This is a genomic window from Bacillus sp. SIMBA_005, assembly GCF_046535585.1.
In the GTDB taxonomy this organism is placed as follows: Bacteria; Bacillota; Bacilli; order Bacillales; family Bacillaceae; genus Bacillus; species Bacillus pumilus.
Genome location: NZ_JAWRWI010000004.1, coordinates 368,520 through 381,649, shown reverse-complemented (window position 1 = coordinate 381,649; position 13,130 = coordinate 368,520). Strand labels below are relative to the sequence as shown.

The following is a 13,130-nucleotide window of genomic DNA, read 5'->3' as shown; positions in this document are numbered from 1 at the left end:
TGAAATGGGACGTAGCTATGAAAAATCAAAGCAAGCATTTGAAGAAGCGCAGCATTTAATGCCTGGTGGTGTCAACAGCCCTGTACGTGCATTTAAATCAGTGAACACAGATCCGATTTTTATGGAACGAGGCAAAGGCGCCAAGATCTATGATATTGATGGAAATGAATACATCGATTATGTCTTATCATGGGGACCGCTTATTTTAGGGCATACGAATGACCGTGTGGTTGAAAGCATTCAGCGAGTTGCAGAAAAGGGGACAAGCTTTGGTGCTTCGACATTAGTTGAAAATGAATTAGCTAAGCTTGTATCAGAGCGGGTTCCTTCTATCGAAGTCATTCGTATGGTCAGCTCTGGTACAGAGGCAACCATGAGTGCGCTTCGTCTAGCTCGAGGCTTTACAGGCAGAAATAAAATTGTGAAATTTGAAGGCTGCTATCATGGCCATGGCGATTCTTTGCTCATTAAAGCAGGTTCAGGCGTCGCAACGCTTGGGCTTCCAGATAGTCCAGGTGTACCTGAAGGGACTGCAAGCAATACGATCACAGTGCCTTACAATGATTTAGAAAGCATTCAAGTTGCTTTTCAGGAGTTTGGAGACGATATTGCAGGTGTCATTGTCGAGCCAGTTGCAGGAAATATGGGCGTTGTCCCTCCGCAAGACGGTTTCTTACAAGGGCTGAGAGATATCACGGAGCAACACGGAGCTTTACTCATTTTTGATGAGGTCATGACAGGCTTCCGTGTGGATTATCACTGCGCACAAGGCTACTTTGGCATCACACCTGATCTGACGTGTCTTGGTAAAGTGATTGGTGGCGGTCTCCCAGTCGGTGCTTATGGCGGAAGAGCGGATATTATGAGACAAATTGCGCCAAGCGGCCCAATTTATCAAGCAGGAACGTTATCTGGTAACCCACTTGCGATGACAGCAGGTCTGGAAACCTTAAAACAGCTGACACCTGAGTCTTATGAAGAGTTTAGACGAAAAGGAGACCGGCTGGAAGAAGGCATTTCAAATGCAGCAAAAGCACACGGAATTCCATTAACGTTTAACCGTGCAGGTTCGATGATTGGATTCTTCTTTACAGATGAAGAAGTGGTCAATTATGACAAAGCTAAAAATGCTGATCTCGCTTTATTTGCTGAATTTTATAAGGAAATGGCCGATCACGGCATCTTCCTTCCACCTTCTCAATTCGAAGGACTGTTCCTATCAACAGCCCACACAGATGAAGACATCGAATATACGATTGAGACAGTGGAAAAAGTATTTCAAAAACTACGTTAATAAACGAAAGCCGATATGGAGATATATCGGCTTTTTTGTGTTGCTGAAAACCAATCATATTTTCACCGCCGCTCACATACATCTGTATTGACATCTAATTTTATTTTGAAGGATTAGATGAAAGGAGGACACCGACTTGTCTCAAAACAATCGATTACAGTTTTCAGTAGAAGAATCCATCTATTTCAAAAGCGGACAGGAAGTCAGTGAGCTGCTGTCTATTTCTCTCGATCCTGACATTCTCGTTCAAGAAGTGAATGATTATGTTTCGATTAGAGGTTCACTCGAGCTAACAGGAGAATACAACATAAATCAAGAGGAGCTATTGGGTGAATTGAGTTCCTATGCATCATACAGAGAAGCTGATGAGGTGAAGGTCAGAGAAGACGGGACGGCGGAGCTTCTGCATCAATTCCCAGTCGATATCACGATTCCTAAAAACAAAATCAGTCATTTAAATGATGTGTTTGTGTTTATTGATGCGTTTGATTACCAGCTGACAGAAAATCGTTTGCTCACCATTCAAGCTGATCTAGCGATTGAGGGTCTTTTAGACGAGGAAACGCCTCAAGCGCCTGTAGAGGAGCCGTATGAATTTGTTCATCGTTCTGAAGAAGAATATGGCGACGTGACCTACGATTATCAGCTGCAGCCAGAAGATGAAGAGCAAGAAGAGCTACAAGACTATGAACGTGAGATTGATGAGGATCAGGCTGTATTACAGCATGACACGCGCGCCGAAGAAGAGGAACAGGAAGAAGAGCAGCAAGAAGAAATTGAGATAGAGCTGGTGAGTAGGGAAGAAGAAACCGAAGAACTAGAAGAACAGGAGGAAACGGGGAGCCAAGAAGAAGTGGCGCTTGGTTATCGCTCCTTACCTGAAGCTCAGGTGCAAGAACCACCATTTTTTGAACCGCCTAAGCTCTTAGATGAAGAAGAACGGCAGGACACGTTTTTTGAAGTAGAAGTGAGAAAAGATCCGGAAATAACCGAAGAGCAGGAAGAAACGGTTCAGCCATATCCTGTATTTGAATCACCCGCTTATCACGTGGAAGAGGAAGAGGCGCGGGACGACACGTACCAGCTTGGACGGTTATATGAACGAGAAGCACCAAAAGTATATGAGTCAGCTCAAGAAGAAGAGGCATTTGAAGATGACGTGAGAGAAACGTCGGGCAGTGAGAACTCTCTTTATTTAACAAAGCTGTTTGCTAAGCAGGAGGAGGAAGATTTTTCTCGCATGAAAATATGTATAGTTCAGCAAGAAGATACGGTCGATCGTATTTGTGAGCGATATCAGTTGAATGTGCAGCAGCTTCTTCGCACAAATTCATTATCGGTGGATGCGGAGCTTGAAGAAGGGCAGATTCTTTATATTCCTGAATATCAAAAAAGCAATGCATAACAAGAGATGACCGATCGAGAAAATGTGGTGAGTGAACGTGGATGAGATCCAATCTGTCCTATACGAATACGGGCTTGAGGCGGAATACGTTGAACCTGTCAGTCCTGCTGTCGTCAAAGTATATACAAAGCAGGGCGTGTTTGCCTTAAAGCGAGTAAAAGCCAGTCGACATATGCAGTTTACAGAGCAAATGCTTGAACTAGAATCAAAGGGCTATCGCTCTTTTGTGCCGATTTATCGGACGAAGAGCGGTTCTTTTTTCTCAAGTCATCGTGAAAGTCAGTACGCATACTATCTCATGCCTTGGCTGACGAATGAAAAGAGAGAAGAGCAGGACGATAAACATGAATATTTGTTTCAAGAGATTGCAAGACTTCATCAGCGGACTGAAGTGATGATGGATATCACAGAGCAAGAGATCGAAGCGCACTACACACAAATCAAGACCAAATGGGAAACAGAGAAAGACATGTATGAACGATTCATAGAGCGGGCAGAGCAGACTTGGTATATGTCGCCATTTGAACTGACTGCTGCGATGTATTTTTCAGAGGCGATGTCTGCCAGCGAATTTGCCCTTGAACGATTAGAAGATTGGCATGAAGAAATGAAAGATAAAGAAACAACACGTGTTGTCTTAAATCATGGGCAGCTGTCGATTCATCACTTTTTGTATAATGATGTAGGCACAGGACATTTCACCAATTTTGAGCGGTCTAAAAAAGCCGCCCCCATTTACGATCTTCTGACCTTTTACTTTCGGACATTCAAAACCTATCCCACGTCTTGTCCTGAATGCACTTCCTTGTTTTATACGTACCAAAAAGGAAATCCTCTTCGGGAGGAAGAGCTTCATCTGTTCCTTAGTTACCTTGCTTATCCGCAAGGTCTGTTTGATACAGTTAAAACCTATGAAGCAGGCGGGCAGGATGAGATGGAAAGCTGTCAACAGCTGTTAAGAGCGTATTGGCAGATGAAAAATTCAGAGCCGACCGTCATGAAGATACACGAGATTGAGCAGGCTAGACGGCTTGAAGAAGAACAAAGTGCCTCGTCATCAGCGGAATGACGAGGTTATTTTGTGTTCATATTGGCTGGTACATAAGCGCGAGTGTTTAAAACCAATCAAGGTGAAAGGCGCAGGCGAGAAAAATGAGAATACCTAAGATGAGGACGTCAAATGTTGTGGGGAAAATGATCGTACGAAACCCTTGAAATATCGCAATCGGGAGAACGACTTGGGAGGCCACTGCCCGAATTTGTCTCAGCCAGGGGGGAAGTGTGTAAGGATTGATCTTTTTCAAAGCAAACGCCCTCCTTCTTCATTTTGTTATTATCATATGGGCAAAGAGGCAAAGGGTGCTTGCCTAATTTGTATAAAGAAGAAGAAAAGCGGAAAAGATGATTGACGAAAACAAAAGGCATTTAGTAATATAAATAAAAGATGAGTATGTGCTGATGAACGTGATATATCGTAAGCGTGGATCAGGAAGAGTACGAGCAAGACCCTAAAGAGAGGGAGACCATGTGCTGAAAGGTTTCCTAGGATGTACTTGTTTGGAAGGTCGCCTGTGAGCTTAATTTCTTGAATGAACAAGTAGAGAAATTCGGGAGAACCCCGTTATCCTTTAGAGTGTATGGGACACGTCTATGTGTTCCATGAAAAAAGGTGGTACCGCGAAAAAGCTTTTTCGTCCTTTTATAAGGATGAAAAGGCTTTTTTATGTTTCATCAGCCGAAAAAATGTGGAGGTTACATAAATGGAAACAAATAATCAAGAAATGCCAACAAAGTACGACCCAAATGCGATAGAAAAAGACCGCTATACGTACTGGCTTGAAGGAAAATTCTTCGAAGCACAAAATGACAAAACGAAAGATCCATATACAGTCGTCATTCCTCCACCAAACGTGACAGGAAAACTGCACCTTGGGCATGCATGGGATTCGACCCTTCAAGACATCGTGACACGTATGAAACGGATGCAGGGCTATGACGTTCTATGGCTTCCAGGAATGGATCATGCCGGTATTGCGACACAAGCAAAGGTCGAGGCAAAGCTTCGCGAAGAAGGCGTAAGCCGTTATGACCTTGGCCGGGAGAAATTTGTGGAAGAAACGTGGAAGTGGAAAGAAGAATATGCGGACTTTATTCGCAGCCAGTGGGCGAAAATGGGACTTGGTCTTGATTACTCGCGTGAACGTTTTACATTAGATGAGGGTCTGAATAAAGCGGTACGCCAAGTGTTTGTCCAGTTGTATGAAAAAGGGCTGATCTATCGCGGAGAGTACATCATTAACTGGGACCCAGCGACGAAAACGGCACTTTCTGATATTGAAGTCATTTATAAAGATGTTCAAGGCGCGTTTTATCACTTAAGATATCCACTTTCAGATGGCACGGGTTCAATTGAAATTGCGACGACAAGACCTGAAACAATGCTCGGAGATACAGCCGTTGCTGTGCATCCTGATGACGAACGTTATCAGCATTTGATTGGAAAAACAGTGGTCTTGCCAATTACAGGACGCGAGATTCCAATCGTTGCTGATGACTATGTCGATATGGAGTTTGGTTCAGGAGCTGTGAAAATTACACCTGCTCATGACCCGAATGACTTTGAGCTTGGAAACCGCCATAACTTAGAGCGTATTCTTGTCATGAATGAAGATGGCACAATGAATGCAAATGCACTGCAATACAAAGGAATGGACCGCTTTGAATGCCGTAAACAGCTTGTTAAAGACTTGCAAGAAGAGGGGATTTTATTCAAAATTGAGGACCATATGCATTCAGTTGGTCATAGTGAGCGAAGCGGAGCTGTCGTTGAACCTTATTTATCAACACAATGGTTTGTAAAAATGCAGCCGCTGGCAGACGAAGCCATCAACCTTCAAAATGGAGATGACCAAGTTCAATTTGTTCCAGACCGCTTTGAAAAGACGTATTTACACTGGATGGAAAATATCCGTGACTGGTGTATTTCTCGTCAGCTATGGTGGGGACACCGCATTCCAGCTTGGTATCATAAAGAAACGAAAGAAGTATATGTTGGACTGGAAGCACCAGAAGATTTAGAGAACTGGGAACAGGATAACGATGTGCTTGATACATGGTTTAGTTCAGCGCTTTGGCCTTTCTCTACAATGGGCTGGCCGAATGCAGATAGTGAAGACTTCAAGCGCTACTATCCAACAAACCTGCTTGTTACAGGCTATGACATCATTTTCTTCTGGGTCTCTCGCATGATCTTCCAAGGTCTTGAATTCACTGGAGAAAAACCGTTCAAAGATGTTCTTATTCATGGGCTGATCCGTGACGAGCAAGGACGTAAAATGAGTAAGTCGCTAGGAAACGGAATTGATCCAATGGAGGTCATCGACAAGTACGGTGCAGATTCATTAAGATATTTCTTAGCAACTGGAAGCTCACCAGGTCAGGATCTTCGCTTTAGCTTTGAAAAGGTTGAATCCACTTGGAACTTCGCGAACAAAATTTGGAACGCATCGCGTTTTGCTTTAATGAACATGGATGGCTTAACGTATGATGAGCTTGATTTGACTGGAGAAAAATCAGTGGCTGACCAATGGATTTTAACCCGCTTAAATGAAACGATTGAAAGTGTTACACAGCTAGCTGACAAGTATGAATTTGGTGAAGTGGGCAGACATTTATACAACTTCATTTGGGATGACTTCTGTGACTGGTACATTGAGATGGCGAAGCTTCCGCTTTATGGAGAAGATGAAGCAGCGAAGAAAACGACTCGTTCCATCCTTGCGTACGTATTAGATCAGACGATGAGACTTCTTCATCCGTTCATGCCATTCTTAACAGAAGAAATCTGGCAGCATCTTCCGCACGAAGGTGAATCGATTACTGTAGCGGCTTGGCCTGAGGTGAAACCGGAGCTTTCAAACGAACAAGCGTCTGCTGATATGAAACTGCTTGTGGAGCTCATCCGTTCTGTTCGTAACATCCGCAGTGAAGTGAATACGCCAATGAGCAAACAGGTAGAGCTTTACATTAAAGCCTCTACATCTGATGTGCAGGAACGCTTAGAGAAAAACCGTTCATATATCGAGCGCTTTACGAACCCAAGTGTACTTGAAATTGGCACAAACGTCCCAGCTAGTGATAAAGCGATGACGGCTGTTATTTCTGGAGCAGAGCTCATTCTGCCGCTTGAAGGCTTAATCAACTTAGATGAGGAAATCGCTCGTCTGCAAAAAGAACTGGATAAGCTGACAAAAGAAGTTGAGCGCGTCCAGAAAAAGCTAGGCAACGAAGGCTTTATGAAAAAAGCACCTGAAAGTGTCGTAGAAGAAGAGCGTGCGAAAGAACGTGACTATGTCGCAAAACGCGAAGCTGTTCAAAAGCGCATTGAAGAGCTGAAAGCATAAGGTTGAAAAGACGGCTCCTAACAAAAAGGAGTCGTCTTTTTTGAAAATTTCGGATGAAATGAGAGATGACATTGTTTACAACCTATCAAGAAGCCATTGAGTGGATTCACAGTAGATTGGCCTTTGGTGTAAAACCGGGTCTTGAAAGAATGAAGTGGCTGATGAACAAACTAAGCCATCCGGAACAACGCATAAAAGCAGTACATGTTGCAGGTACAAACGGAAAAGGTTCAACGATTGCGTTTACTCGTTCCGTTTTACAGGCAGCAGGCTATTCAGTCGGCACCTTCACCTCCCCGTTTATTTTAACTTTCAATGAACGAATCAGCGTGAATGGAGCACCTATACAGGATGAAGAATGGCTGAGTTTGGTCAATAAAATCAAGCCTTTTGTTGATGAGTTAGATCAAACAGAGCTTGGCGCAGCAACAGAGTTTGAAATCATTACCGCATGTGCATTTACTTATTTTGCCGATGTGCAGCAAGTAGACTTTGTCCTATTAGAGACAGGCCTTGGCGGAAGACTTGATTCAACAAATGTTGCTGTCCCTATCTTAACAGCGATTACGTCGATCGGTCATGATCATATGGCGATTTTAGGTGATACACTTGAACAAATTGCATCTGAAAAAGCAGGCATTATCAAAGTGGGTATTCCGATGATCACTGCTGTTCATCAACCGGAAGCACTTGCGGTCATTCAAAACATCGCAAAAGAAAAAAAGGCGGAATGCATTTCATTACAGGATACTTGTACCTTCAGTCATCAGCAGCCAACAGAAACAGGCGAACAATTTACGTTAAGCACACCAAAAAGGCAGTATCCTCAGCTTGAAACAGGGTTAATCGGAACGCATCAACGGCAAAATGCTTCCCTTGCTGTTCTACTCATTGAATGGCTGGAGCAAGAAGGTTATATTAGCGTGACAAAAGAGCAGATATATGAAGGTATTCGGCATGCAGTTTGGGCTGGAAGATTTGAAAAGGTTAAAGATCATCCACCAGTTTATTTAGACGGCGCTCATAATGAAGAAGGAATCGACCGTTTAATTGAAACGGTACAAGCACATTTTTCTAGTAAACAAGTGCATGTCTGTTTTAGTGCTTTAAAAGATAAGCCGTACAAGCAAATGATTCAAAAACTTGAAGCCGTTAGTTCCTCTATCCATTTTGTTTCATTTGATTTTCCAAGAGCTGAATCAGCGGAAAAGCTTTATGCGTGCAGTCAGTTAGAGGCAAAATCGTATGACGATGACCCTCGTGCAGTGCTTGAGTTCATTCAGAAAAAAAGTGATGATCCTTTAGCGGTGATCCTTGTGACAGGCTCCCTTTATTTTATTTCAGATATACGAAATCGTATGATCGGGTAACGAAAAGACGCAAATGGCTTTGATGCCTCCTGCGTCTTTTTCTTTTTATATGTAGAAGAGGGGGAAAATCATATTTTCACTAGATGCTTTAGTGGATAGGGTCATGGTAAAATCCGGTCTATCTTATTCCCGGAAGGAGTTCCACATATGATTGAGAGTTTTTTGTTTCTTGCAGGTATCACGATGGGTTCGTTCTTTCATCTCGTAGGCGAAAGGCTGCCGGTGAAGCGGTCTATTCTCTTCCCGCGTTCTCACTGCACAGCCTGTAAACAGCCGCTATCCCTGCACGACATGATCCCGCTCGTTTCTTATGCTGTATGGAAGGGGTCTTGTAAACATTGCGGCATTCGTCTATCTTGGCTATACCCAATGGTTGAACTGCTGTCAGGCGGTCTTTTTTTACTCATTTATAGGATCGTTGGTTTTTCGTTTGAAGGTCTTTTTCTTGTGATTCTTTGTAGTTTATTCGTGATTGCTGTCGTGAGTGATCTTCTCTATATGAGGGTGCCGAACGAGCTATTTCTCTTCTTTTTCCCTCTTTTCGTCATATACCGCACGCTGGAACCGCTTCTGATCTGGTGGGAAGGGGCGGCTTCTCTCATTTTTTGCATTCTTTTGTTTTCTAGTCTAGATTATTTTAAGCCAAATAGTATGGGCGGAGCTGATATGAAGCTGTTCAGTGTGCTTGCGTTTTGCTTTGGCTTCAAGCCGTTCCTTCTTATGCTTTTTCTCTCATGTATTGCTGGAATGGTTTATGCAAAGGTCTTTTCCTTTCGATTAAACGAGCCATTCCCTTTTGTTCCTTCGATCGCTTTTTCTTTTCTGCTGTATCTCTGTGGTGCCCCTGTCTTGTTTCTATTTGGCTAGTCGAAGGGTTGAAAAAATTGGCGAACACTTTTTTGCCCTGCCGACAAAAGTCTTGTTCTTTTTTTTTCCTGCTATGTTAAAGTGTGAAACAGAAAGAAGGACGGGTTAAATTCGCACTAATTCATTGGACAGAAAGGTCTTTCTTACAAACATGTCAGAAAGCGGGGAATGACAGTGAAAAAGAGGCAGGCAAAAAAACAAGGGCTAAAGGTCAATATTAATGGCAAGGAAGAAATCGTACATGAAGATGATCATCAGCCGCCAAAACAGCAAGAAGATCAAGTGACGTTTTCGAATTGGGAAGAAAAGAGACATTCGGAACAGGAGACAGCGGCTTCTCAGGAAGATTCGTCTAAACCGAAAGAAGAAGATTTCCAGTGGGATGATGCTGCTGATCATATTTATCATTCTGATCCAAAAGTCGTCACACCTTATCAAAAGAAAAAAAGCTCCTTTGATCAGAAGTTCGGTAAAAATCGCGGCCCGTTTAAGAGAGTGATGACAACGATTGTGTTTGCGGTCGTTCTTGGGACAGGCCTTGGGGTGTTTGCGCTTAGTTTAAGTCAAGATGGTACATCAAATCCTTCAGGTGGAGATATCAGTGTCTCGGCATCTGGTTCTGGAAATCAATCATCGATGAAAGCCGGCGGGGATGAGCCGCATGCAGGTACTACAGATGAATCAAAAGAGAACAAAGATGAAAAAAGTGCCTCTGGTAGTTTATCAACCTTTGTTGTACAGGCTGGGAAATTTTCTTCTGAAAAAGGAGCAGATGACTTAGTTGGCAGTTTAAAAGATGCAGGGTATGCAGGGAAAAAGGTTTCCATGGATGATGGATATTATGTCATTGCCGGGCTTGCGACAGAGCAGGGGATGACAAGCGCTGTAGGGAAGAAATTGATTGATCAGCACTTTGAGGCATGGGGAGGAAAGGAGCTCTCATTTCAAGTGCCAGATGAGCTGACTAGTTTAATAGAAAAGGCATCTGTACTATCATCCAAAGTGATTGCAGGCGATGAAGTAGATCAAAAAGAAGTCACGCAGCTAATTTCTGAGCTTGAAAGTGCCAAAACAGAGGACGCACCGGCTAAAAGCGGTTTGCTGAAAGCTGTGCAGCTATTAAATGACCCAACTGCTGAAAACGGCTGGAAATCTCAGCAGGCATTGCTTGATCAATTAAATACGTAAAATCATTTTTTAAGAAACGAAACTAGTCAAAAAATGACTAGTTTTTTTCTTTTGCATCCAACATAATGATGAAGGTACATGAAAAATGAATTTTCGTAAATTGTCGGTAAGATGTACATTTGCTAGGATGAATGGGTATCTTACTTCTTAGGCTAAACCCTGAAAGGATGAACAAACATGAACCAATTGATTCTCGCATCGCAATCACCTAGAAGAAAAGAATTGCTTGATCTAGCAGGGTTTTCTTATGACATTCAAGCAAGTCATTTAAAAGAAGAAATAAATCGAAACCTTTCCCCTGCTGAGAACGTCCAATGGTTGGCAGAACAAAAAGCAAATGATATTCAAAGATTAAATCCCAAAGCTGTGGTCATTGGTGCAGATACAATTGTTGCAATTCACGGTAAATGTCTTGGGAAACCAAAAGACAAGAAAGAAGCGGCTTTTATGCTTCAATTATTATCAGGAAAGACACATCAAGTCTTGACGGGTGTCACGGTTCAGTTAGAGAATAGAAAAGAAACATTTTATGAACAGACAGAAGTGACATTTTGGACGCTGACTCAAAATGAAATAGACCGCTATATCGAGACGGGCGAACCCCTTGATAAAGCGGGAAGCTATGGCATTCAAGGGAAAGGCGCACTGTTTGTTCAAAAAATAGATGGTGATTATTTTTCCGTTGTCGGTCTACCTATTGCGAAAACAGTCAGAGTGCTTGAAACCTTTGGAATCACCCCTTTTTGAAGACAGGAAGGAATTCTAAAAGGAGTGGTCATCCTGAACGATTTCCCTATGCTGCTAAAGCATTTCCCTCATGATGAAAAACCGAGAGAACGATTTATCAAATACGGGCCCAGCAGTTTGTCAAATCATGAACTTGTTGCGATCCTTCTAAGAACAGGCACGAAAAAAGAATCAGTTCTCCAAATTTCCGCAAGACTTTTGCAAACATTTGGCGGTCTTCGCTCTGTAAAAGAAGCCTCAATTGAAGAAATGTCGAAGATTCGAGGAGTTGGAAAGGCGAAGGCGATTTCTCTTTTAGCTGCTTTAGAACTCGGCACTAGATTACACCATCAAACGACGGATAACCGCTATGTGATCCGCACACCAGAAGACGGAGCGAACTTTGTGATGGAAGATATGAGGTTTTTGACACAGGAAAATTTCGTTTGTCTTTATCTTAATACAAAAAATCAAGTTCTTCATAAACATACCGTGTTTATTGGAAGCCTGAATTCATCGATCGTTCACCCGCGTGAAATTTTCAAAGAGGCCTTTAAACGTTCGGCCGCTTCATTTATATGTGTGCACAACCATCCATCTGGAGATCCGACGCCCAGCAGGGAAGATATTGAAGTGACACAGCGACTTTTTGAATGTGGAAAGCTGATTGGAATACAGCTGCTTGATCATCTAGTCATAGGTGATCAAAAATTTGTGAGTTTGAAGGAAAAAGGGTATTTGTAACACTTTTTTTTTCAATGTTTTACGATATAATAGAGTTTATGAGTTTTTCCCTAAAGGGAATTTTGGTTTAAGAAAGGAAGATACATACATATGTTTGGAATTGGTACAAAAGACCTTGGAATAGATCTTGGAACAGCGAATACGCTTGTTTTTATTAAAGGAAAAGGCATTGTTGTAAGAGAACCTTCGGTCGTAGCCTTGGAAACTGATACGAAGTCTATAGTGGCAGTCGGAAATGATGCTAGAAATATGATTGGTCGTACACCTGGTAATGTTGTGGCACTACGCCCGATGAAAGACGGAGTCATTGCAGATTACGAGACGACAGCAACAATGATGAAATATTACATTAATCAAGCATTAAAAGGCAAAGGGCTTTTTGCTCGTAAACCTTACGTGATGGTATGTGTACCATCTGGTATTACAGCTGTAGAAGAGCGTGCAGTCATTGATGCAACAAGACAAGCTGGTGCACGTGACGCATACCCGATTGAAGAGCCTTTTGCTGCGGCGATCGGTGCTAACCTGCCTGTATGGGAGCCAACAGGAAGTATGGTTGTAGACATTGGCGGCGGTACAACAGAGGTAGCCATTATTTCTCTTGGCGGCATTGTGACATCACAATCAATCCGCGTGGCAGGAGATGAAATGGATGATGCCATCAGCAGCTACATCCGTAAAACGTATAACCTGATGATCGGTGATCGTACGTCAGAAGCTATTAAAATGGAAATCGGTTCTGCGCAGCCTGATGTACATGACGAAATGGATATTCGCGGCCGTGACCTTTTAACAGGTCTGCCAAAAACGATCTCGATTACAGCAGATGAGATTGCAAAAGCGCTTCGCGATACAGTGGAAACAATTGTTGATGCGGTGAAAATGACACTTGAAAAAACTCCGCCTGAGCTGGCAGCAGATATTATGGACCGCGGAATCGTTTTAACTGGCGGCGGTGCATTGCTTCGTAATCTTGACAAAGTCATTAGTGATGAAACGAAGATGCCAGTCATTATTGCGGAAGACCCGCTTGACTGTGTGGCAATCGGAACAGGCAAAGCGCTAGAGCATATTCATTTGTTCAAAGGAAAATCAAAAGATAATCGATAATCGGGCGTAAATAAAGAGGTGTA

General features: G+C 42.8%; 11 protein-coding genes and 1 other annotated feature. Of the genes, 10 read left to right on the top strand and 1 reads right to left on the bottom strand.

The window, feature by feature from the left end; genetic code table 11:
* The first annotated feature begins 4 nt into the window (after window positions 1–4).
* From hemL to ysxE, 3 genes are all read left to right on the top strand, one after another.
* On the top strand, window positions 5–1,294 hold the full coding sequence (hemL, locus tag SB660_RS09255) for a glutamate-1-semialdehyde 2,1-aminomutase (protein ID WP_268496776.1): 1,290 nt from the start codon (window positions 5–7) through the stop codon (window positions 1,292–1,294).
* A gap of 136 nt (window positions 1,295–1,430) precedes the next feature.
* On the top strand, window positions 1,431–2,699 hold the full coding sequence (locus SB660_RS09250; RefSeq protein ID WP_410582239.1) for a LysM peptidoglycan-binding domain-containing protein: 1,269 nt from the start codon (window positions 1,431–1,433) through the stop codon (window positions 2,697–2,699).
* A 37-nt stretch (window positions 2,700–2,736) separates the two neighbouring features.
* Window positions 2,737–3,768 (top strand): spore coat protein YsxE, encoded by a 1,032-nt coding sequence (gene ysxE / locus SB660_RS09245; protein ID WP_058014531.1) that lies wholly within the window; start codon window positions 2,737–2,739, stop codon window positions 3,766–3,768.
* 46 nt (window positions 3,769–3,814) lie between these two features.
* Here the strand turns inward: ysxE and SB660_RS09240 are convergent, their stop codons facing one another.
* A complete protein-coding gene (locus SB660_RS09240) occupies window positions 3,815–4,003 on the bottom strand; it encodes a hypothetical protein (RefSeq protein ID WP_003216497.1) in 189 nt (62 codons plus the stop codon).
* Between the two features lie 168 nt (window positions 4,004–4,171).
* Window positions 4,172–4,401, top strand: a binding site (T-box leader).
* 58 nt (window positions 4,402–4,459) lie between these two features.
* Between SB660_RS09240 and SB660_RS09235 the strand changes: the two genes are divergently transcribed.
* The 7 genes from SB660_RS09235 (at window position 4,460) to SB660_RS09205 (ending at window position 13,107) form a co-directional block, all read left to right on the top strand.
* Window positions 4,460–7,102 (top strand): valine--tRNA ligase, encoded by a 2,643-nt coding sequence (locus SB660_RS09235; RefSeq protein WP_180310423.1) that lies wholly within the window; start codon window positions 4,460–4,462, stop codon window positions 7,100–7,102.
* A 71-nt stretch (window positions 7,103–7,173) separates the two neighbouring features.
* Complete coding sequence (locus SB660_RS09230; RefSeq protein ID WP_180310781.1) at window positions 7,174–8,472, top strand: bifunctional folylpolyglutamate synthase/dihydrofolate synthase; 1,299 nt, start codon at window positions 7,174–7,176, stop codon at window positions 8,470–8,472.
* A 147-nt stretch (window positions 8,473–8,619) separates the two neighbouring features.
* Window positions 8,620–9,339: a prepilin peptidase gene (locus SB660_RS09225; RefSeq protein WP_410582235.1), complete on the top strand. Its 720-nt coding sequence runs from the start codon at window positions 8,620–8,622 to the stop codon at window positions 9,337–9,339.
* A gap of 168 nt (window positions 9,340–9,507) precedes the next feature.
* A complete protein-coding gene (locus SB660_RS09220) occupies window positions 9,508–10,527 on the top strand; it encodes an SPOR domain-containing protein (RefSeq protein ID WP_180310425.1) in 1,020 nt (339 codons plus the stop codon).
* Window positions 10,528–10,704: 177 nt separating this feature from the next.
* On the top strand, window positions 10,705–11,274 hold the full coding sequence (locus SB660_RS09215) for a Maf family protein (RefSeq protein WP_410582233.1): 570 nt from the start codon (window positions 10,705–10,707) through the stop codon (window positions 11,272–11,274).
* 48 nt (window positions 11,275–11,322) lie between these two features.
* Window positions 11,323–11,997, top strand: a complete 675-nt coding sequence (gene radC, locus SB660_RS09210; RefSeq protein ID WP_034662037.1) for a RadC family protein — start codon at window positions 11,323–11,325, stop codon at window positions 11,995–11,997.
* 90 nt (window positions 11,998–12,087) lie between these two features.
* On the top strand, window positions 12,088–13,107 hold the full coding sequence (locus SB660_RS09205) for a rod shape-determining protein (RefSeq protein WP_012010766.1): 1,020 nt from the start codon (window positions 12,088–12,090) through the stop codon (window positions 13,105–13,107).
* The last annotated feature ends 23 nt before the right edge of the window (window positions 13,108–13,130 follow it).